This is a genomic window from Kiloniellales bacterium (genome assembly GCA_030066685.1).
In the GTDB taxonomy this organism is placed as follows: Bacteria; Pseudomonadota; Alphaproteobacteria; order Kiloniellales; family JAKSBE01; genus JAKSBE01.
Genome location: JASJBF010000032.1, coordinates 37,080 through 57,009, shown reverse-complemented (window position 1 = coordinate 57,009; position 19,930 = coordinate 37,080). Strand labels below are relative to the sequence as shown.

Below are 19,930 nucleotides of genomic sequence, written 5' to 3'. Positions count from 1 at the left end.
GCGCCTCGAGAGAACGGCTGGGGATTTATTCTCCGGACGCTTCGTTCGCGGCGGCACCAAGGATGCTGCGATTGAGGCGCCCGCCCGCGAACAGAAGGTCTTCCATTGCCAGATCGATCTCCTCGGCCGAGATCGTTCCTTTGCGCCTGGCCGCAAGGGATGCTTGGGCGGCCCGACGCATCAGCTCCTTGACGAAGGCGGCGCTTACGCCTTCGCTCCGCGCGATGATCCGCTCGACAACCTCGGCCGACACACTCAAGCCGGATCCATAGAGGGCGACGAGCCTCGCTCGGCAGTCGGCATCCGGAAGAGGGAACTCGATCGCCTGGTCGATGCGGCCGGGGCGACCAGCCAGCGCCGTCTCGATCGTGTCCGGACGGTTGGTCGTGAGGACGAAGAAGATCTCCGCATCCTCGCGCAAGCCGTCCATCTCGTTCAGAAGCTTGTTGAGCTGGACCTGTTGCCACGGCGATTCCATCGCAGTTCTTTCCTGCGCGATCAGGTCAACGTCCTCGATCACCAGGATCGCCGGCTGCAGGAGCCGCGCCAGGGTGAAGTACTCACCCAGGACGCCGACCTGGTCGCCGGCGACGATCAGGGTGGTGTGATCCGGCAGGCGGCTCGAAAGGTAGCTGACTGTATGAGTCTTGCCGGTGCCCGGCGGTCCATGGAACAGCAGCCCCTTCTTCGTCGCTTGGCCAAGCTGCCGCAGCTCGCAGCGCTGCTGCGCGAACTCCACGATGTTGCGCTCCAGTTGGCGCAGTGTCTTCTCCGGCAAAATCAAGTGCGCAGCTTCGACCGGCGGTAGCTTGTGCACGGTGAGGCCGCTCGACAATCCCGAGTAGGGATCGGATTGCTCCAGGGACAGGACCTTGCCCCTGTAGCTCCTTGCGTCGTTGACGGCCTTCTCCATCGCGTCGAAGCAATGCCTGACAAGGGCCTGTCCTGCCTCGCCCGGGGGAACCGCCAATTCGATATGCAGACGGTCCTCTCCACGAAAGGTGTGGTGGGAGTTCAGAACGGCCACCACCGGGATTTCGTCCTGGTGGAATACCCAGAGCGCATCTTTCAGACAGCGTTTGGGCACGTCGTCACCTGTGTCGACGTCTTCGAACTGCAAAGGCGCAACCCGGATCGCATTTCTGCCGGTAGACAGCAGCGAAGAGATGCCAATCGCTTCATGGCGATAAGGGACATGGATGCCGACGGTCTTAGTGGCGCGATCGGTCAGAAGCTCGTCGACGGCCGACTGCAGATCTGCTCGCACGCGAAGAGGAAATGTCCGGCTCGAGCTGACGAGCTCATTCGGCGATATCGGCGAGACGTGAAGGGCGATCAACTCGAAGGCGTTTTCGATACCCGCGCTTGCGGCGCGCGCGACGACGAGCTTGCCGCCGTGTCGAATGCAGGCGTCGCAGATGAAGGCGCCCTTGCCCTTAAGCAGCAACTCCACCTGGTCTCTGCTCTCTCCGCAGAAATTGCAGACTGGTGCCTCGTCTTTCCTGGACTTGGATTTCGCTGGGCTAGGCATGGGGCTTCTCGCCGAGGTTCCGCATTTGGCCGGTGGCGAGATTAGATCGTGCAGGGGTTACCCAAGCGTGAAGCGCAGAACGGAAAGGGCCGCCGCTCCGGGTTCGGAGCGGCGGCCGCGTCTTCCTGTCCTGGGGTCCCGCCGCAGCGGGGTCGGCTCAGTCGCCGAGCAGGTTCTTGATCGCGCCTTCGGCTTCCTCGGCGCCTTCCTGGAGCGCTTCGCCGGCGACGCCGCCGGCCTCTCCGGCCGCACCCGCCGCCGCGCCGGCGCCCTCCTTCAGGAGCCCGGTCGCGCCCTGGCGCAGGGCGTCGAGGTTCATGCCGGAAATCACCTTGCCGGTCTCGTCGCCGAGGGCGGCGACGATCTGCTCGACCACCTGCTGGGGCGTCGCGCCGCCTGTCCCCTTGCCGATGCCGGTCAGATGGATGTCCGGCAGGACGGCGCTCAGGGTCTCGCCCTCCATGAAGGTGGCGCTGACCTTGACCGTACCGCCGCGAATGTAGAGGTCGTCGATCACCAGCTTGCGCTCGCCGTCGCCGCCCTCGGCGGCCGGCTGGTCGGACCCGCCCGGGGCGCCGCCGCTGCCGCCCTGGGCGGCCGCGAAGGCCTCGACGTTCCGGCGGATCGCGTCGATGTTGGAGCCGGCCTCACTGATCTCGTAGGTCACTTCCGGCTGGGAGACCGCGATCTCCTTGACCACGATGGTCTTCTCGGTGACCGAACCGGTGTCCAGCTTGACCGCGATCTCGCCCAGGGAGATCGCGCTGTCCGACTTGAAGCCCGAGGGGTTGCCGACCTTGAGGCCGCTCAGCGCACCCTCGCCCGAGGTGATGTCGACCTTTGCGTCGGCCAGGGAGACCGGGGTCTGCGTGACCTCCGAGCCGTAGCGCTCGACCGCGGCGACGACGAGAGATCCGAGGTTGCTCAGCAGGTAATAGCCGCCGATCCCGACGACCAGGATCAGCACCACGACGATGCCGCCACCGATGGCAAGTCCACGTTTCATGGTCTGGATGACCTCTCTTGGCTGTTGTGCTGTGAGGCTGAGGGACCTGAGTGCCGTGGCGCGGTCCCGCCCGCCGGATGAAGCCTTGGGGAATGCGGCCTGCCTGCCGCAGGGCGCCGGCGGTCGCGGGGCGACGTCTCGGCGCTGGCCTCTTCCTCGGGCCGCAGTCTGGCCCCGCGGCCTACGCACCACCAGTGAAAACCGTCACCAGAGCCTGTGGCAAAGCCGTGACAGAGCCCAGGGTGACAGGGCGCTTTGTTCCTTGCTCGAGCTTCTGTCCTTCGCGTCGCCGGCCTTGACAGCTTCGGACACGGCGGCCGTCCGGTCTTGGACCGGCTTCATGCGCTGATCTTCTGGTCGACGCCGAGGAAGCCGCCGGACTGGCGGGCCCAGAGGCGGGCGTAGAGGCCGCCGCGCTCGAGCAGCTCGGCGTGGCTGCCCTCCTCGACGATGCGGCCCTGGTCGAGCACGATCAGCCGGTCCAGCGCCGCGATGGTCGAGAGCCGGTGGGCAATCGCGATCACCGTCTTGCCCTGCATCAGGTGCCCCAGCTGGCTCTGGATCGCCGCCTCGACCTCGGAGTCCAGGGCCGAGGTCGCCTCGTCCAGGACCAGGATCGGCGCGTCCTTCAGGATCACCCGGGCGATCGCGATGCGCTGGCGCTGGCCGCCGGAAAGCTTGACCCCGCGCTCGCCGACGTAGGCGTCGAAGCCGCTGCGGCCCTTGGGGTCGGTCAGCTCCGGGATGAAGCGGTCGGCCTCGGCCAGGGCGGCGGCGCGCAGGATCTCCTCTTCGCTGGCCTCCGGGCGGCCGTAGCGGATGTTGTCGCGGATCGAGCGGTGCAGCAGGGAGGTGTCCTGGGTGACCATGCCGATGGCCGCGCGCAGGCTTTCCTGGGTGACGCCGGCGACGTCCTGGCCGTCGATCAGGATCCGCCCGGCCTCCAGGTCGTGGAAGCGCAGCAGCAGGTTGACCAGGGTGGTCTTGCCGGCCCCCGAGGGCCCGACGAAGCCGACCTTCTCGCCCGGCGCGATCGACAGGCTCAGGTCCTCGATCACCTGACGCTCCTCCGCACCGTAGCGGAAGCGCACGCCCTCGAAGGCGACCGCGCCCCGGCGCACCTCCAGCGGCCGCGCCTGGGCGTGGTCGACCACGCTGTAGGGCTGGGCGATGGTCTCGACGCCGTTCTGCACCGTGCCGACCTGCTCGAAGAGGCTGGCGATCATGCGCAGGATCCAGCCCGACATCTGGTTGATCCTGAGGGCTAGGCCCATGGCCACCGCCACCGAGCCGGGAGACGCCAGGCCCTCGAGCCAGAGCAGGATCGACAGCGCGCCGACCGAGACGATCAGCGCGGTGTTCAGGGCGGTCAGGGTCCAGGTCAGGGTGAAGACCGTGCGCATCAGCTCCTGGAAGGAGCGGGTGTGCCGGGCCACGCCGTCGCGTGCGAAGTGGTCCTCCCGCGCCGCGTGGGCGAAGAGCTTGACCGCCTGGATGTTGGTGTAGCTGTCGACGATCCGCCCGGTCAGGGCCGACTGCGCCTCCGACAGAGTCGCCGAGCGGGTCTTGACCGGCGGCACCAGAAAGACGATCACCGCGGCATAGCCCAGGGTCCAGACTGCGATCACCGCGAACAGCCGCCAGTCCAGGCCGCCGAAGAGCGCCGCCGTGCCGGCGACCAGGATCACCAGGTACCAAACGGCGTCGACCACGCTGAGGGTCGCCTCGCGCACCGCCGGGCCGGTCTGCATGACCTTCTGGGCGACCCGGCCGGCGAAGTCGTTCTGGAAGAAGGACAGGCTCTGGCGCAGGACGTAGCGGTGGTTGCGCCAGCGCACCCGGTTGCCCAGGCTGGGCGTGATCGAGAAGGTGACCAGCGCCCGGGCCAGCAGCATCATCGCCGGCCGGACGATCCCGACCACGACGGCCATGCCGATCAGCGCCGGGCCGTGCTCTTCCAGAAAGCGCTCGGGCCCGGTCGCCTGCATCCAGTCGATGACCACGCCGACGAACCAGAACAGCGCCAGCTCGCAGAGCGAATAGAGCGCCGAGACCACCAGGGTCGCGATCAGCAGTCCCTTGATCGGCCCCAGGAAGTAGCCGAAGAAGGCCGCCGTGCCCTGGGGCGGCGCCTCCACCGGCGCCGGCGCCAGCGGATCCAGCAGGTCCTCGAAAAACCGATACATCGCCCTCTGCCGCCGCTCCGGCTTCCGCGCAGGGCCGCGCCCCGCGCCGTTTCAGACTGTCTCTGTTGGTCTTGCTACGCCGGCGCGTCCTGCGCGGACGACTGGCGGCGGATCAGCGCCGGCCGATCCGCCTCTACCGCTTAAGCGAATGGTGCGAAACGCGCCCGGAAAGTCTTATAGCCCGATTCTTCGGACCTGTGATCCCCCGGCGTCGATGCGGCATGCCGGGACGTCCGCGACCCGAGACCGTCGGTCCAGGTCCTGAGATTAAAGGCCTGTATGGAGGAGGTGAAAGCACAAGGACAGCGAAGGATCTGCTGACCGAAGCGGGCGAGCTGGTCGGCGGCGCCCCGGACTCGCGGCGACAAGGTCGAGAACCACGCAAAGATTACCCGGCTCTATGATGCCTACCTGGCGATCTGGCCCGGGTATCTCGTCGGGCTTCGCTGCGCTCGCAACGGTCAGGACCCGCAAACAGTTCTGCCTCCGCGTCGAACACTGCGTTCAGCGTGTTCTCGGCGCTGCCGCGCAGAATGTGCTTCAGGGCGCTTAGCGCCGTGCCTGCGCAGTCCTGGATCCGCTCGTCGTCGATCTTGAAGACGTTCAATAGAAGCTTGGTTTTGTCCTCTTCCATGGGGCGTGGCCCTGCGCTTCGCGCCCCCTCTCCTCTGGGGCAGCTGATTCCGGCAAAACCAACCTAACCAGGTTCACGGGCCACCAACCCTTCCTTCAAATGTGCGAAGGATTCTTTACGTCATCCATATTCGGCAATGACAACGCAATTATTCAGGCCACTTAATGAGGATCTCAGTGGGCGCCGACAATGGCAACTTTGCGGTCAGCACCACGAAGTGAGATGCAATCAAATTCAAGACGTAGCGTTTACTGGTTTGGCCAAAACCATCAGGCTATAGCCGCCCAGAAGCAACGCTGCAGTATCCTTATCAGCCGCAAAGAGTGTTTGGCGTACAAGATTGAGTGCATGCCGGCGTAGCCTGTGCGGTCTATTCAACCCGGCACTGAAGGTGTAGAACGAGTCGACGACCTCGTAGCCGGTGTCTCTCAAGGTGGCGAGAGCTGTGGCCTTCCAGAAATAGTGCAGGTGTCCCAGATCGGCCCGAAACGTCATCGGCTTGCCTCGAAGAAGCCCGAGAATGCTGATGTCGAGAGGAACATGAAAGACAAACCAGCGTCCACGTGATACCAGCGCTTCGAGGAAGCCCATGTAGTCCGGGACATGTTCGAAGACATCGATCGCGAGGACCAAATCATAGGCGGTGTCTTCCCGAAAAAAGTCTCCGCAAAGTATCCGTTCATCACCCGCCAGCCTCACGGCGTCTGGACTCAGGTCGTAGCCTCTAAATTCCACACCCGGCATCTTGGCTGCCATCGCTTTCACGATGCCGCCGGCGCCGCAGCCGACATCGCAGACGAACCGCGGCCGGATGCCGTTGTCCTCAACAATCTTCAGAATATGCGCTGCCTTAAAAGCAGAATCGCCAGCGTGCCAATCCGGGTGCTTGGCCAGATACTCGCCAGAGGTATAGATGCTTGTGCTGGACACGGTATTGATTTCCCGATTAGCCGCCGTGGGGCCAGATTACATGTCCAGGTGACACTGTCGAAATCTAAAATTCGACCTATCGGAGCCGCATCCTAGAGAGCCGAGCATGACCCCTTTCACCCGGGCCACCCCAATGGCGGCCTACTTCGTGGCCGGCTGCTAGACGCCGCCCGAGGCGGAGGTCGCGCCGGCGGAGGTTGCCACGGCAGCAACCGTGTCTGGCGTGAAAGCTGCGCGAACGTCTTCCCCGGCGATTCCCCGTTCGCGGCCGGATCTTCCCGGAATCTTCCGGACCGGACCGGAATCAGCGTCCGAATGACTACCAATTTATTTCAGTAAGATAGGTGGTGCCGCGGAGTGGAATTGAACCACCGACCCCACCCTTACCAAGGGTGTGCTCTACCCCTGAGCTACCGCGGCACGCTGAAAGGCAGGTGACCGGGCCGGAAGATGCCACCGAGGGCTTGCGATGGCAAGGGGTGAAGAGGCGCGATGATGGCGCGCGCCCCTTAGGTCCGTTCTGGCTTGGCTGCCGCCATGGATCACCGGGTCGAGCCCGGTGATGACAATGTAGGTGGCGGGTCGGCCGGGGGCTAAACCCCCAAAAGGGCTTGGAGCTTACGGCTGGCCTTCTCGCGGGCGAGGTCGCGGGGGCTGCGGCCCCGGGCATCGGGCCGGGCGGGGTCGGCGCCGGCGGCCAGAAGGGCGTTGACGACCTCGGTCGGGTATCGGCGGGCGGCGGCCAGGTGGAGGGGCGTGCGGCCGCTCGTGTCGGCGGTGTTGGGGTCGGCGCCGGCGGCCAGGAGCCGGGCCATGACGGCGAAGCGGCGCAGGCGGACCGCGTAGAACAGCGGCGTCTCGCCGTCGAAGGCGAGCTCCAGCGACGGGTCCTGCGCCAGCAGGAGGGCGCAGAGCTCTTCGTCCGCGGTCCAGACCACGGTCCAGAGGCAGTGGTCGGGCGGCAGGCCCCGGTCCAGCAGGTAGACGGCGAGGGGCCGGTTGCGGCCGTGACCGACGGCGTACCACAGGGCGTTGGCCGGGAAGACCGCGCCGCCGTCGGGGATCTCCTGCACGGCCCGGAGGTCGGCCCCGGCGGCCTCGAGCACCTTCATCGCGGCAATGGCGTCCTTCGGCGGCCGGGACAGGGCCTCGGCCTTGCTGCGCGCGACCAGATGGACCGCGCGACGACCCTGCCGGTCCTGCGCCGCCGCCAGCTCCGGCCGCCGGGCGAGGGCATCCTCCAGAGCCGCCAAGTCCCAGCCGGCTGCGGCGGCGAAGAAGTCCTTCTTGTTCATGCCCTGTTTCTCGGTCTTTCTCTTTGAGCCAAGGACCAACGAGGCCACGTAGGTTTTGATGCCCGACCACCGACTCGGTTGTCATTACCGGGGCGCGTACGGGGCGTAGCCCAGTGCTTCGCACCGCTGCGCGCGACCCGGTGATACATGGTGCCAGCGGCTCGATGGATGCCCGTATCACGTCCGGGCATAACAGAGATAGGAACGGCGCCGTCGACGCCTGGCAACATGGGGCTACAATCCTTTCACACAACTCGCGGTTCCGCACCGTCCCCCTACGACTTCAGCGTGTGGCGGCTGGCCTTCACTTCCCGGTAAGGTCTGTGATTTCTCTGGGCCGCGCCTTGACCTTGCCCCAATTCCCGCCCACTTTTGGCCTTCATGACCAAGCACGATCCGCGGGACTCGGCCGCGGGCGGACCGCGTCTTTCGCAGCGAGGCGAAGCCGCGCTGGCGGACCGCAAGGCCCGTCAGGCCGAGGCCCTCAGGCAGAATTTGAGGAAGCGCAAGGACCAGACGCGTGCCCGGGTGGCCGGGGCGGTGCGCCGCGAGGACGCCGCCGCCGGGCCGAAGGGCGAGGGCGAAGAGGGCGGGGCGCCTTGAGGCGCTGGCGACTCTCCTCCGGCGGGGCTTTCGCGCCGGCGGGCTTTGGCCTAGAAGGCTCCGTCCCCGGGGCCGATCCCAAGGCGATTCGGCTCTCCCTCCGGCGCGCTAAGCAATAGCAGCCAATCCAGGCGGAGTTTCATGGATCAGATAAGAATTCGCGGCGGCCAGCCGCTCAAGGGCGAAATCGTGATCAGCGGGGCCAAGAACGCGGCCCTGCCGCTGATGGCCGCGAGCCTGCTCACCGAGGAGACCCTGCGGCTGACCAACCTGCCGGACCTGGCCGACATCTCCTTCATGGCGCATATCCTCTCGGAGCACGGCGTCGGCGTCTATATGAACGGCAACGCCCGGGGCAGCGGCTATTCCAACCGCCTGGTCGAGCTGACCGCCGGGCGCATCACCTCGACCCGGGCGCCCTACGACCTGGTGCGCAAGATGCGCGCCAGCGTCCTGGTGCTGGGCCCGATCCTGGCCCGCGAGGGCCACGCCGAGGTCTCGCTGCCGGGCGGCTGTGCGATCGGCCAGCGCCCGGTCGACCTGCACCTCTCGGCCCTGGAGGCCCTGGGCGCCGAGATCGAGCTGCTCGAGGGCTACATCGTCGCCAAGGCGCCCAAGGGGCTCAAGGGCGCCGAGGTGGTCTTCCCCCAGGTCTCTGTCGGCGCCACCGAGAACCTGCTGATGGCCGCCAGCCTGGCCCAGGGCACGACCCGCATCGTCAACGCCGCCCGGGAGCCGGAGATCTCGGATCTCGCCGACTGCCTGAACAAGATGGGCGGCCGGATCACCGGCATCGGCAGCGACACGCTGACCGTCGAGGGCGTGGCGCGCCTGCAGGGCGCCGAGCACGCCGTCGTCGCCGACCGGATCGAGGCCGGCACCTTCGCCATGGCCGCAGCCATCACCGACGGCGAGCTCGACCTTTTGGGCGCGCGGGCCGAGCACCTTGGCGCCGTGATCGAGGTGCTGGAGGCCTCCGGCGTCAGCGTGCGCGAGAGCAACCGGGGGCTCTCGGTCAAGCGCGCCAACGGCCGGCTTTCCCCGGCCACGGTCGAGACCGCGCCCTTCCCGGGCTTCCCGACCGACCTGCAGGCCCAGCTCATGGCCTTAATGTCGACCGCGGAAGGGACCTCCGAGGTCACCGAATCGATCTTCGAGAACCGCTTCATGCACGTCTCGGAGCTTTGCCGCATGGGCGCACACATCGAGGTCAAAGGCTCCAAGGCCACGATCCACGGCCGTCCGCGCCTCAACGGTGCCGAGGTCATGGCGACCGACCTGCGCGCCAGCGTCAGCATGATTCTCGCCGGCCTGGTCGCGGAGGGTGAGACTTTGGTCAATCGAGTCTATCATCTCGACCGCGGTTACGAGCACGTGGAACGCAAGCTGGCGGATTGCGGCGCGGACATCGAGCGCCTCAAGACTTGACCTGACCGCCGGGGGAGTGGGCGGACGACACCATGGCACGGCAAGGGCGGCTGAAACTCCGGGCCCGCGATCCCGAGGATCTGCGGGTTTTGTCTGCTTGCCTGCAGGACGCCCTGGTCCCGCTGGCCGACATCGCCTTCCTGAAGCCCGAGCGGCGTTTCGTCCTGGTGGTCAACCGCTTCATGTGGGAGAGCGCGCCGGAGGAGAGCGAGCTCTCGGCCGAGGTCGGGGCCAAGGCCGAAGCCGAGGCGGCGGCCCCGGGAGCCGAGGACGGCGATGCGCGCTTCGAGGACGCCGAAGGGGCGATGCCGCCCTACCAGCGGGTCAATGCCGGCTTGACCTTCGACCGGGTCCGCGCGGTGCGCTTCCGCGGCTTCGACGCCCGCAAGCGCGACGAGATCCTCAACCTGCTCAGCATCGAGGCCGATCCCCAGTCCGTGACCCTGAGCTTCTCCGGCGGCGGCGCGATCCGCCTCGAGGTCGCAGAGATCCTCTGCCACCTGGAAGACCTCGGCCAACCCTGGCCGACCCGCTGGCGTCCCCACCACCAGGACGAGGCCGCCGCGAGCGAGGCCGGGGAAGACTAGACGGCGACCTGATCTTGTCGGCCTCGCTCCGCCGTAGACTTTCCCTTGGTGTCATCCCCGGGCTCGACCCGGGGATCCATCGGGCAGGCGGCACCAAGGATGCCCGGATCAAGTCCGGGCATGACAGCCAAAAAAGCGGATTCCGTGAGGAGCGGAACGGCTGGAGATGAGGCGGGAGCGGGCCGAGCGCAACCGGGGCGCGCAGCGACTCGGCCATCGGCGCTAGGCCCAGAGGCAAGGTCAGGGCCCGCGGATTCCACCCTTTTTGTTAAGGCTTGCAATAGAAACCGCGCTTATTGTTGACAGACGACGCCTTTCATTGAAGGCTGAAGATGCGCAGATCGAGTTGCCAAGCAGCGATCGGCGCTTTCGTCATCAACAGCAGAAAGGAGGTGATCCAATGTCTAGCGAGTTGGGTGCGATGTCCTGTTTCGGGTGTCTTTCGCCGGTCATTGAGCAGCCTCTTTGGACGGCCTAGGCGCCACGATCGCTTGATCACGGATTAGGAAATCGCCAACTCCGTGGAGAGCCGCCCGAAGGGGCGGCTCTTTCCTTTTTCGGGGACCGGGTGACGAGGGCGCCCGGGCGTTCCCTACGACCGCATGGCCTGGAGCTGTGCGATCACCTCCGGGTAGCGCGCCGGCAGATCCTCCTCCAACCAAGCCTCGCCCTGGATGCGGATCGGCCGCCGTTTCGCGGGCTTCAGGGCCTTGCCGCTGCGCCATTCGTAGGCGACGGCAGGCGCCTGCAGCAGGGCCTCGGCCGCGTTGTGCGAAGTCGTGGGATGCTCGATCAGGAAGCGCGCCGGTTCCGCCAGGGCCAGCTCGAAGGCCTGCCGCCCCCGCAGGACCAGCCAGGCCCGGAAGGCCTCGAAGGCGTCGTCCGAGCAGCCGTCCTGCACCAGAAAGGCGAGGGCCCAGAGGTCGAAGTGATAGGCCCGGGCCAGGACGTCGAAGAGCAGCTTCTCGAAGGCCTTGATCTGCGATGCCTTGAAACCGGCCAGGCTCTCGGTCAGTACGGCAACTTGTTCGTCCGGGGATCCGCCGGCCTTGCGGGCGGTCTCGATCAGCTCCCAGAAGAGATCCTCGGTCATGGCCCTGGGGTCCGGCTTGCCTGGCGGCTTCGGCCGGCGCTCCTCCTCGAGCTGAAGGATCTCGCCGTCGAGCCGGTGGCAGGCTTCGACCTCGCCGAGGGTCGCCAGGGCGTCGCGGAAGCTGCGGAGAGTGTTCAGCGCCAGCGCCTTCGCCCGGACCAGGGAGTCCTCGACGTCCAAGCGGTCGCGCAGTGCGACCAGCTCCCAGAAATGCTGCTTCTGTTGCGCGGCGGCGTTACGCCAGAGCCGCGTGAGGCGGGCCGTCTGGCGCTTCTCCAGCAGGAGCCGGCTGACCTCGAGGAAGTAGTCGTTGAGGCCCTGCACGTAGGTCCGCTGGGTCAGAAGGTAGTGCACCAGCTGGTCGTAGGCCCTGGCCTCGACGTAGAGGCCGAAAACCTGGCGCTCGGCCTCGTAGTAGCCGTAGGCGATCGGGGTCGGCCCGGAGTCGTCCCGCTCACAGTGGAGAGCGGCGTAGCGCTCCAGGTCACGCTCGAGGTCGGCGAAGCTCGGCTGGAAGTTCTCGGCCATGCCCCTGGGTCTAGGCGCGGCCCTCTAAGGAAGCCTTAACGCCGCAGGCCCCCGAGCCCAGGATGCCGCCCTCTACCAGCTGCCGGTGTTCTCCATCGAAGCCCAGGGTTCCGCGGGCGGCAGGGACTCGCCGGCCTGAAGCAGCTCGATCGAAATGCCGTCGGGCGAGCGCACGAAGGCCATGTGGCCGTCCCGCGGCGGCCGGTTGATGGTCACGCCGCCGTCCATGAGCTTCTGGCAGGTCTCGTAGATGTTCTCGACCCGATAGGCCAGGTGGCCGAAGTTACGCCCGCCGGTGTAGTCCTCCGGATCCCAGTTGTAGGTCAGCTCGACCAGCGGCGCCTTGCTCTCCTTGGCCCGCTCCACGTCGTCCGGGGCGGCGAGAAAGACCAGGGTGAAGCGGCCCTTTTCGCTGTCGTAGCGCCGGGTTTCCACCAGCCCCAGCTTGTTGCAGTAGAAGTCCAGCGAGGCGTCCAGGTCGGCGACCCTCACCATGGTGTGCAGGTATTGCATCGAAGCTATCTCCTGTGCGACGCCGGGCTTCGGCCGAGACCCGGCGCCTGGCAACCAATCACGATCCCAGAGATAGGCCCGGATGGCGGGCGCTGCAAGCGAGCGCTTGCGGCGGGCGAACTCTAGCGTGCGGCCGTCTCGGCCATGTCCGGCAGCTGGTGGGCGATGCCCTTGTGGCAGTCGATGCAGGTCTTCTCCCCGGAGGCCAGGAAGCGCTCGTGCTGCTCGGCCGCGCGCTTGCTCTGCACGGTGAAGTCCATCGATTCGAGATCGTGGCAGTTGCGGCATTCCAGCGAATCGTTCGCCTTCATGCGGATCCATTCATGCCGCGCCAGCTCGATGCGCTTCTCGAGGAACTTCTCGCGCGTGTTGATGGTCCCGAAAATCGTACCCCAGACCTCCTTTGAGGCCTGCATCTTGCGGGCGATCTTGTCGGTCCAGTTGTGCGGCACGTGACAGTCGGGACAGGTGGCGCGGACGCCGGACCGGTTGGTGTAGTGGATGGTCGGCTTGATCTCCTGGAACACGTTGTCGCGCATCTCGTGACAGCCGGTACAGAAGGTCTCGGTGTTGGTCAGCTCGAGGGCCGTGTTGAAGCCGCCCCAGAAGATGATCCCGGCGACGAAGCCGCCGACGGTCAGGAAGGCGAGGCTGAAATGCCTGCTGGGGCTGTTCAGCAGCGCCCAGTACCGCTTCAAGAGGTCAATCAGTGATTTCACGCGTCCCTACCTTCTTTACTCGCCGAGGCCGGTGATCAGCTTTTCGACGTCGACGAAGGTGTTGCCGGTCGCGGCGCGCACCTCGTGCTGGGTGACATGGCATTGATCACAGAAGTAGCGGCGCGGCGACATGAAGGCGCGCACCTGGCCCTCGCGGTCGGTGAAATGCGTGACGCTGACCATCGGCGCCTGGGAGTCCTCGACCGCGGTGCGGCTGTGACAGGTCATGCACTTGTTGGCCCTGAGGTCGATCTGGTAGTTGCGCACCTTGTGCGGCACGGTGGGCGGTTGCTCGGGATAGTTCCGCGCGCGACGCAGGTCCTTGTTCTCCACCTCGCCCAAGGTCGGCGGCTCCGGCTCCTCGTCGAGCTCCGCGCCGCGCAGCGTGGCCAGCGGCTCGGCCTCCGCGACCGACCAGGGAAAGGTCCCCGTGACCAGGGTGAGGGCGACCAGCAGCAGGGCCAGGCGGCCCATCAGCTCTGGACCGAAATGACTTTGACGGCGCATTTCTTGAAATCCGTTTGCTTGGAGATCGGGTCGGTGGCATCCAGCGTCACCTTGTTGATCAGCTGGCTGGCGTCGAACCAGGGAACGAAGACCAGTCCCCGCGGCGGCTTGTTGCGGCCCCGGGTCTCGACTCGGGTCCTGATCTCGCCGCGCCGGGAGACCACCCGGACCTCGCTGCCGCGGCGCAGGCCCCGGTCCCTGGCATCGTCGGGATGCATGAAGACCACCGCATCGGGGAAGGCCTGATAGAGCTCCGGCACCCGCTGGGTCATGGAGCCGGAGTGCCAATGCTCCAGGACCCGGCCGGTGGCGAGCCAGAGATCGTAGTCCTCGTCCGGCGATTCGGCCGGCGGCTCGTAGGGCAGGGCGAAGATCTTCGCTTTCTTGTCGGCGTTGCCGTAGAACTGCAGCCCCGTCCCGCGCTCGACGTAGGGATCCGAGCCCTCGCGGAAGCGCCAGCGTGTCTCCTCGCCGTCGACCACCGGCCAGCGCAGGCCGCGGACCTGGTGATAGGTGTCGAAGGGTGCCAGGTCGTGGCCGTGGCCGCGACCGAACTGCGCGTACTCCTCGAACAGGCCCTTCTGCAGGTAGAAGCCGAAGTGCTTGGCCTCCTGGTTTTCGTACTCCAGGCTGAGCTCCGAGAGGGGATAGCGGTCCACCTGGCCGTTGGCGAAGAGCACGTCGTAAAGCGTCTTGCCCTTGTACTCCGGGTTGGCGTCCAGGATCTCCTGCGGCCAGACCTCTTCCGTCGTGAAGCGCTTGGAGAACTCCACCACCTGCCAGACGTCGGAGCGGGCCTCGCCCGGCGCGTCGACCAGCTGATGCCAGAACTGGGTCCGCCGCTCGGCGTTGCCGTAGGCGCCCTCCTTCTCCACCCACATGGCGGTCGGCAGCACCAGGTCGGCGGCCTGGGCCGTCACCGTCGGGTATGCGTCGGAGACGACGATGAAGTTCTCCGGGTTGCGGTAGCCCGGGTAGCCTTCCTCGTTGAGGTTGGCGGCCGCCTGCATGTTATTGTTGACCTGGACCCAGTAGGCGTTGATGACGCCATCCTTCAGCATCCTGTTGTGCTGCACCGCGTGGAAGCCCGGCTTGGCCGGGATGGTGCCGGCGGGCAGCTTCCAGATCTTCTCGGCGATGTCGCGATGCTCCTTCTTGGCGACCACCATGTCGGCCGGCAGGCGGTGCGAGAAGGTCCCGACCTCGCGTGCCGTGCCGCAGGCCGAGGGCTGTCCGGTCAGCGAGAAGGGGCTGTTGCCCGGCTCGGAGATCTTCCCGGTCAGGAGATGGATGTTGTAGACGAGGTTGTTGCACCAGACGCCACGGGTGTGCTGGTTGAAGCCCATGGTCCAGAGCGACATCACCTTGGTGTTCGGATCGGCGTAGAGCTCGGCCAGCGCCTCCAGGCGCGAGCCCGGCACGCCCGACAACTCCGACACCGTGTCGATGTCGTAGTCGGCGACGAACTCGGCGTATTCCTCGAAGGTCATCGGCTGCGAGCCGTTGGCGTCCGTCGCGTTGGCGGCCTTCTGCTGCAGCGGATGCTCGGGGCGCAGGCCATAGCCGATGTCGGCGTTGCCGCGCCGGAAGTTGACGTGCTTGGCGACGAAGCTCTCGTTGACCCGGCCGGTCTCGATGATGTGCTTGGCGATGAAGTTGAGGATCGCCAGGTCGGTCTGCGGGTGGAAGACGATCGGCACGTCGGCGAGGCCGAAGGAACGGTTCTCGAAGGTCGAGAGCACGGCGACCTTGACGTGCGGGGCGCTGAAGCGCCGGTCTGCGATCCGGGTCCAGAGGATCGGATGCATCTCGGCCATGTTCGAGCCCCAGAGCACGAAGGCGTCGGCTTCCTCGAAGTCGTCGTAACAGCCCATCGGCTCGTCGATGCCGAAGGCGCGCATGAAGCCGCCGACCGCCGAAGCCATGCAGTGCCGCGCATTGGGGTCGATGTTGTTGGAGCGGAAGCCGGCCTTCATCAGCTTGGCGGCGGCATAGCCCTCCCAGACCGTCCACTGGCCTGAGCCGAACATGCCGACCGCCTCGGGCCCCTTGGCCTTGATGGCGGCCTTGAACTTCTCGGCCATGACGTTGAAGGCCTGGTCCCAGGTGACCGGCGTGAACTCGCCGTCTTTGGCGTACTTGCCGTCCCTCATGCGCAGTAGCGGCTGCGTCAGCCGGTCCTCGCCGTACATGATCTTGGAGAGGAAGTAGCCCTTGACGCAGTTGAGGCCGCGGTTGACCTCCGCCTCGGCATCGCCGTGGGTCGCGACGACCCGGCCGTCCTTGACACCGACCATGACGCTGCAGCCGGTGCCGCAGAAGCGGCAGGCCGCCTTCGACCACTGCAGTTCGGCCGCTTGCCTTGTGATGCGGATCTCGGTCGCCTTGGCTGCGAGCGGCATGCCCGCCGCCGCCGTGGCGGCCGCCACGGCCTGCGCCTTGATGTAGTCGCGCCGGCTTATCCGGGGCTTGTCAGCTGTCATCGTCCATCTCCTCGGCGTGGTGATAGACCAGCGAGGCGGCGATGACGCCCTCCGCCGTTTCGATCTGTCGGACCCGCTCCATGAGCTCGGCGTCGCCCCGTGTCTCCAACGTCAGGATCAGCTTCCCGGCGCCGTTCGAGCCGTGGCTCTCCACGCCGGTCAGGGCGCTCAGCTCGGCCTCGACCGCGGGCAATCTGTCCGGCCAGGCTTGAACCAGGATGCTGGCGATGTGCACCTCGGGCCCTCGGGCACGGCCGCGCAGGACGTCGCGGCGGCTCGGCGGGGTTGTCATCTTTCTCTCGTTGCGCATGCATATCTCTCCTGGGACATCGTCCAGGTGTCAGGCCGGACCAGGGGGCCCGGCGATGAGCTGAAGGATCCAGACGGTGAAGCCGTAGCCGCCAACCAACGCCACCGTGAGGGCGGGCGCCAGGACCACGGTCAGAAACAGGAAGGCGCGAAGCTCGCGGGTTCGCGACTTCGGGTCCGCCGTTTTGCCGTCCAGAGTCTTCATGCCAGCTTGAGCCTCGGTCACAGCACCGCTCCCCGCGGATACTGATGCTCCGGGCGGCAGGTTAAAGGAAGATAGCAAGAGATCACAACGGTCATGAATTGAAATCTCCCGTTCTGATTGACCGCGCGGTATCGCAGGCGAAGCGAGCCTGCCCATAGGCCTTGCACCGCAAGGTAGTTTTTTGCCGCCCGGCAGCCTTGATTTCGGTCAATCGGCTGTGGCCGAGCATCTCCACAACCTTGGAGTGCGCAGCTCACGGGGCTTGTCGCACCTTGGGGCCGCGTTCTAGAACCTGCCTTAGCAAGATCCGCTTTTGCAGCGAAAGGGACCCCGGCCCATGGCCGCCAACGAAGGCATCGTCTTTGCCGTGCCCAAGGGCCGGATCCTGGCGGAGCTGAAGCCGCTTCTGGCCCGGGTCGGCATCGAGCCGGAGCCCGGCTTCGCCGACGAGGCCGACCGGCGGCTGCGCTACGCCACCAACCTCACGGGGGTCGAGATCATCTCGGTGCGCTCCTTCGACGTCGCGACCTTCGTGGCCTTCGGTGCGGCCCAGCTCGGGGTCGCCGGCTCCGACGTCCTGATGGAGTTCGACTACCCGGAGATCTATGCCCCCGTCGACCTCAGGATCGGCCGCTGCCGCCTGGCGGTGGCGGAGCCGCGCGACATGGTCGCCGAGGACGACCCGGCGCGCTGGAGCCACATCCGCATCGCCACCAAGTACCCCGAGATCACCCGCAGCCACTTCGCCCGGCGCGGGGTTCAGGCCGAATGCATCAAGCTCAACGGCGCCATGGAGCTGGCGCCCACCCTGGGGCTTTGCCGGCGCATCGTCGACCTGGTCTCCTCGGGCGCGACCCTGGCCGCCAATGATCTGGTCGAGGTCGAGCAGATTGCCGAGGTCTCCTCGCGCCTGGTGGTCAACCGCGCCGCCATGAAGACCCGCCCGGAGGAGATCAACCGCTGGATCGGGCGCTTCCAGGAGGCGGTCGATGCCGCATAGGCTGGATACCCGCGATCCCGGCTTCGAGACCGCCTTCGACGCCTTCCTGAGCGCGCTGCGGGCGCCGCAGGACGATGTCGGCGAGGTCGTTTCAAAGATCCTGGCACGGGTCCGGGACGAGCGCGACGCCGCCGTCATCGCCCTGACCGAGCAGCTTGACGGCCTGAGCCTGACGCCCGAGACCCTGCGCTTCGGCGCGGAGGATATCGCGGCCGCGACGGCGGCCTGCGATCCGGCCGATCTGGAGGCCCTGAGCCTCGCCGCCGAGCGGATCCGCGACTTCCACCGGCGCCAGCTGCCCGAGAACCTGGACTACAAGGACTCCGCCGGGCTGCGTCTGGGCCACCGCTGGACCGCAGTCGGCGCCGCCGGGCTCTACGTGCCCGGCGGCCTGGCGGCCTATCCCTCATCGGTGCTGATGAACGCCGTGCCGGCGGTCGTGGCCGGGGTGCCGCGCATCGTCATGACCGTGCCGACGCCGGGCGGCGAGGTGAATCCCTTGGTCCTGGCCGCGGCGCGCATTGCCGGCATCGAGGAGATCTACCGGGTCGGCGGGGCCCAGGCGGTCGGGGCGCTGGCTTACGGCACCGCCGCGATCCCGCGGGTCGACAAGATCGTCGGGCCGGGCAACGCCTACGTCGCCGAGGCGAAGCGCCAGGTCTTCGGCACGGTCGGCATCGATTCCATCGCCGGGCCCTCCGAGGTTCTGGTGGTCGCCGACGGATCCAGCCGGCCGGATTGGATTGCTGCCGATCTCCTGGCTCAGGCCGAGCACGATGCCGTGGCCCAGTCGATCCTCATGACCGACGATGCGGCCTTCGCCGGGGCCGTAGAGGCCGCGCTGCTCGAGCAGCTTCGCTCGCTGCCCAAGGCGAACATCGCCGGTGCCGCCTGGGAGAATCACGGCGCCGTCATCCTGCTGGACAGCCTCGAAGAGGCCCCGCCGCTGGTCGATCGGGTGGCACCGGAGCACCTTGAGCTCGCCGTCGCCGAGCCGGAGGCCCTGGCCGCAGGAATCCGCAACGCCGGGGCCATCTTCCTCGGCCGCTTCACGCCCGAGGCCCTAGGCGACTACCTGGCCGGGCCCAACCACGTCCTGCCGACCGACCGCTCGGCGCGCTTCTCCTCCGGCCTCTCGGCCCTGGACTTCATGAAGCGCTCCTCGATCATCGCCTGCGACATCGACGGCCTGCGGCGCCTGGGGCCGGCCGCGGTCCGCCTGGCCGAGGCCGAGGGCCTGCGCGCCCATGCCCGTTCGGTGGCGATCCGCCTGGACCCAGAGGCCGAGGGCTAGGCGCCTGCCCAGGCCACGGAAAGGCTTGAGTCCTTCCCTCCGCGCCGCATACTTCGAGCGGTTCGCCCGCGGGTGCCGTTCCGGCGCGAACTTCTACCCCTTAGGAGCTGGCCCGGAGGCGGGATGAGCAGCGACCGGCGTGCGGAAAAGCAATTCATCGCCAATATCACGCTGGACGAGGCGAGCGTCGTCCGGCGCAGCCCGGACGTCGAGCACGAGCGCGCGGTCGCCATATACGACCTGCTCGAGGAGAACCGCTTCGCCCCGGTCGGCGACTACCACGGCCCCTATCACCTGCACCTGGCCTTGCAGGAGAACCGCCTGCTCTTCGACATCCGTAACGAGGCCGACAGCGCGCTGGGCACGGTGACACTGCCGCTTTCGCCCTTCCGGCGGATCGTCAAGGACTACTTCGCCATCTGCGAGAGCTATTTCGAGGCGATCAAGACCGCCAGCCCCTCGAAGATCGAGGCCATCGACATGGGCCGGCGCGGCCTCCACAACGAGGGCTCCGAGCTTCTGCGCGAGCGCCTGGACGGCAAGATCGAGATCGACTTCGACACCGCCCGGCGGCTCTTCACCCTGATCTGCGTGCTGCACATACGGGGCTAGCCGGACTTGGGCGACTTTCCCGACAGCGTTCTCTTCGCCTGCAGCCAGAACGCGATCCGCTCGCCCATGGCCGAGGGCCTGCTGAAGCACCTCCTGGGCCATCGGATCTACGTCGATTCCGTCGGCGTGCGCGCCGGCGAGGTCGACCCCTTCGCGGTCGCGGTGATGGAGGAGATCGGCATCGACGTCTCCCGGCACCGCTCCAAGTCCTTCGACCAGCTGGAGGACACCTCCTACGACCTCATCGTCTCGCTCTCGCCCGAGGCCCAGCACCGCGCGGTCGAGCTGACCCGGACCATGGCCTGTGAGGTCGAGTTCTGGCGGGTGCTGGACCCCAGCCTGATCGAGGGCAGCCGCGAGACCCGCCTGCACGCCTACCGCGAGGTCCGTGATCAGCTCCTGCGCCGGATCCAGGAACGCTTCGGCAGCGACATCAAGCCGGTGGTGTAAGACCAAGGAGCGCCCGG

At 67.0% G+C, this 19,930-nt stretch carries 20 protein-coding genes and 1 tRNA gene; 7 read left to right on the top strand and 14 right to left on the bottom strand.

Annotated features, from left to right (window positions below):
- Positions 1-25: 25 nt before the first annotated feature.
- From QNJ30_18500 to QNJ30_18470, 7 genes are all read right to left on the bottom strand, one after another.
- Positions 26-1,531: an AAA family ATPase gene (locus QNJ30_18500; protein ID MDJ0945463.1), complete on the bottom strand. Its 1,506-nt coding sequence runs from the start codon at positions 1,529-1,531 to the stop codon at positions 26-28.
- A gap of 157 nt (positions 1,532-1,688) precedes the next feature.
- Positions 1,689-2,537 (bottom strand): hypothetical protein, encoded by an 849-nt coding sequence (locus QNJ30_18495; GenBank protein MDJ0945462.1) that lies wholly within the window; start codon positions 2,535-2,537, stop codon positions 1,689-1,691.
- A gap of 338 nt (positions 2,538-2,875) precedes the next feature.
- A complete protein-coding gene (locus tag QNJ30_18490; GenBank protein ID MDJ0945461.1) occupies positions 2,876-4,723 on the bottom strand; it encodes an ABC transporter ATP-binding protein in 1,848 nt (615 codons plus the stop codon).
- Between the two features lie 388 nt (positions 4,724-5,111).
- On the bottom strand, positions 5,112-5,357 hold the full coding sequence (locus tag QNJ30_18485; protein ID MDJ0945460.1) for a hypothetical protein: 246 nt from the start codon (positions 5,355-5,357) through the stop codon (positions 5,112-5,114).
- 234 nt (positions 5,358-5,591) lie between these two features.
- Positions 5,592-6,287 (bottom strand): methyltransferase domain-containing protein, encoded by a 696-nt coding sequence (locus tag QNJ30_18480; GenBank protein MDJ0945459.1) that lies wholly within the window; start codon positions 6,285-6,287, stop codon positions 5,592-5,594.
- A 345-nt stretch (positions 6,288-6,632) separates the two neighbouring features.
- Positions 6,633-6,707, bottom strand: a tRNA-Thr gene (locus QNJ30_18475).
- A 173-nt stretch (positions 6,708-6,880) separates the two neighbouring features.
- Entirely contained in the window at positions 6,881-7,582 is a 702-nt protein-coding gene (locus QNJ30_18470) for an ankyrin repeat domain-containing protein (GenBank protein MDJ0945458.1), read from the bottom strand.
- A gap of 381 nt (positions 7,583-7,963) precedes the next feature.
- Here QNJ30_18470 and QNJ30_18465 point away from each other — a divergent pair, with 381 nt between their 5' ends.
- The 3 genes from QNJ30_18465 to QNJ30_18455 all read left to right on the top strand — a co-directional run bounded on the left by QNJ30_18465 (position 7,964) and on the right by QNJ30_18455 (position 10,200).
- Positions 7,964-8,185, top strand: coding sequence for a hypothetical protein (locus tag QNJ30_18465; protein ID MDJ0945457.1), 222 nt, complete (start codon positions 7,964-7,966; stop codon positions 8,183-8,185).
- A 141-nt stretch (positions 8,186-8,326) separates the two neighbouring features.
- On the top strand, positions 8,327-9,613 hold the full coding sequence (gene murA / locus QNJ30_18460; protein MDJ0945456.1) for a UDP-N-acetylglucosamine 1-carboxyvinyltransferase: 1,287 nt from the start codon (positions 8,327-8,329) through the stop codon (positions 9,611-9,613).
- A gap of 32 nt (positions 9,614-9,645) precedes the next feature.
- Entirely contained in the window at positions 9,646-10,200 is a 555-nt protein-coding gene (locus tag QNJ30_18455) for a DUF2948 family protein (protein MDJ0945455.1), read from the top strand.
- A gap of 592 nt (positions 10,201-10,792) precedes the next feature.
- Here QNJ30_18455 and QNJ30_18450 read toward each other — a convergent pair.
- From QNJ30_18450 to napE, 7 genes are all read right to left on the bottom strand, one after another.
- On the bottom strand, positions 10,793-11,821 hold the full coding sequence (locus tag QNJ30_18450; GenBank protein MDJ0945454.1) for a DUF4240 domain-containing protein: 1,029 nt from the start codon (positions 11,819-11,821) through the stop codon (positions 10,793-10,795).
- Positions 11,822-11,893: 72 nt separating this feature from the next.
- Positions 11,894-12,334, bottom strand: a complete 441-nt coding sequence (locus tag QNJ30_18445; protein MDJ0945453.1) for a VOC family protein — start codon at positions 12,332-12,334, stop codon at positions 11,894-11,896.
- A gap of 122 nt (positions 12,335-12,456) precedes the next feature.
- A complete protein-coding gene (locus QNJ30_18440) occupies positions 12,457-13,044 on the bottom strand; it encodes a cytochrome c3 family protein (protein MDJ0945452.1) in 588 nt (195 codons plus the stop codon).
- A 24-nt stretch (positions 13,045-13,068) separates the two neighbouring features.
- Positions 13,069-13,560, bottom strand: coding sequence for a nitrate reductase cytochrome c-type subunit (locus QNJ30_18435; protein ID MDJ0945451.1), 492 nt, complete (start codon positions 13,558-13,560; stop codon positions 13,069-13,071).
- The gene (napA, locus tag QNJ30_18430) at positions 13,527-16,043 is read right to left on the bottom strand and encodes a periplasmic nitrate reductase subunit alpha (GenBank protein ID MDJ0945450.1); all 2,517 of its coding nucleotides are present in this window, start codon (positions 16,041-16,043) and stop codon (positions 13,527-13,529) included. The genes QNJ30_18435 and napA overlap by 34 nt, the downstream gene beginning before the upstream one ends.
- Entirely contained in the window at positions 16,033-16,353 is a 321-nt protein-coding gene (locus tag QNJ30_18425; protein ID MDJ0945449.1) for a chaperone NapD, read from the bottom strand. Before QNJ30_18425 ends, napA begins: the two co-directional genes overlap by 11 nt.
- A 30-nt stretch (positions 16,354-16,383) precedes the next feature.
- On the bottom strand, positions 16,384-16,578 hold the full coding sequence (gene napE, locus QNJ30_18420) for a periplasmic nitrate reductase, NapE protein (GenBank protein ID MDJ0945448.1): 195 nt from the start codon (positions 16,576-16,578) through the stop codon (positions 16,384-16,386).
- A 316-nt stretch (positions 16,579-16,894) separates the two neighbouring features.
- Between napE and hisG the strand changes: the two genes are divergently transcribed.
- The 4 genes from hisG (at position 16,895) to QNJ30_18400 (ending at position 19,913) form a co-directional block, all read left to right on the top strand.
- Positions 16,895-17,557: an ATP phosphoribosyltransferase gene (gene hisG / locus QNJ30_18415; GenBank protein MDJ0945447.1), complete on the top strand. Its 663-nt coding sequence runs from the start codon at positions 16,895-16,897 to the stop codon at positions 17,555-17,557.
- Positions 17,547-18,851 (top strand): histidinol dehydrogenase, encoded by a 1,305-nt coding sequence (hisD, locus tag QNJ30_18410; GenBank protein MDJ0945446.1) that lies wholly within the window; start codon positions 17,547-17,549, stop codon positions 18,849-18,851. Before hisG ends, hisD begins: the two co-directional genes overlap by 11 nt.
- A 123-nt stretch (positions 18,852-18,974) precedes the next feature.
- Positions 18,975-19,463: a UPF0262 family protein gene (locus tag QNJ30_18405; protein ID MDJ0945445.1), complete on the top strand. Its 489-nt coding sequence runs from the start codon at positions 18,975-18,977 to the stop codon at positions 19,461-19,463.
- Positions 19,464-19,469: 6 nt separating this feature from the next.
- A complete protein-coding gene (locus QNJ30_18400; GenBank protein MDJ0945444.1) occupies positions 19,470-19,913 on the top strand; it encodes an arsenate reductase ArsC in 444 nt (147 codons plus the stop codon).
- The last annotated feature ends 17 nt before the right edge of the window (positions 19,914-19,930 follow it).

Coding starts and splice junctions, on each gene's coding strand:
- hisD (MDJ0945446.1), top strand. CDS start 17,547: ATGCCGCATAGGCTGGATACCCGCGATCCCGGCTTCGAGACCGCCTTC.
- murA (MDJ0945456.1), top strand. CDS start 8,327: ATGGATCAGATAAGAATTCGCGGCGGCCAGCCGCTCAAGGGCGAAATC.
- QNJ30_18435 (MDJ0945451.1), bottom strand. CDS start 13,560: ATGCGCCGTCAAAGTCATTTCGGTCCAGAGCTGATGGGCCGCCTGGCC.
- hisG (MDJ0945447.1), top strand. CDS start 16,895: ATGGCCGCCAACGAAGGCATCGTCTTTGCCGTGCCCAAGGGCCGGATC.
- QNJ30_18405 (MDJ0945445.1), top strand. CDS start 18,975: ATGAGCAGCGACCGGCGTGCGGAAAAGCAATTCATCGCCAATATCACG.
- QNJ30_18445 (MDJ0945453.1), bottom strand. CDS start 12,334: ATGCAATACCTGCACACCATGGTGAGGGTCGCCGACCTGGACGCCTCG.
- QNJ30_18455 (MDJ0945455.1), top strand. CDS start 9,646: ATGGCACGGCAAGGGCGGCTGAAACTCCGGGCCCGCGATCCCGAGGAT.
- napA (MDJ0945450.1), bottom strand. CDS start 16,043: ATGACAGCTGACAAGCCCCGGATAAGCCGGCGCGACTACATCAAGGCG.
- QNJ30_18485 (MDJ0945460.1), bottom strand. CDS start 5,357: ATGGAAGAGGACAAAACCAAGCTTCTATTGAACGTCTTCAAGATCGAC.
- QNJ30_18450 (MDJ0945454.1), bottom strand. CDS start 11,821: ATGGCCGAGAACTTCCAGCCGAGCTTCGCCGACCTCGAGCGTGACCTG.
- QNJ30_18465 (MDJ0945457.1), top strand. CDS start 7,964: ATGACCAAGCACGATCCGCGGGACTCGGCCGCGGGCGGACCGCGTCTT.
- QNJ30_18500 (MDJ0945463.1), bottom strand. CDS start 1,531: ATGCCTAGCCCAGCGAAATCCAAGTCCAGGAAAGACGAGGCACCAGTC.
- QNJ30_18470 (MDJ0945458.1), bottom strand. CDS start 7,582: ATGAACAAGAAGGACTTCTTCGCCGCCGCAGCCGGCTGGGACTTGGCG.
- QNJ30_18490 (MDJ0945461.1), bottom strand. CDS start 4,723: ATGTATCGGTTTTTCGAGGACCTGCTGGATCCGCTGGCGCCGGCGCCG.
- QNJ30_18425 (MDJ0945449.1), bottom strand. CDS start 16,353: ATGCGCAACGAGAGAAAGATGACAACCCCGCCGAGCCGCCGCGACGTC.
- QNJ30_18495 (MDJ0945462.1), bottom strand. CDS start 2,537: ATGAAACGTGGACTTGCCATCGGTGGCGGCATCGTCGTGGTGCTGATC.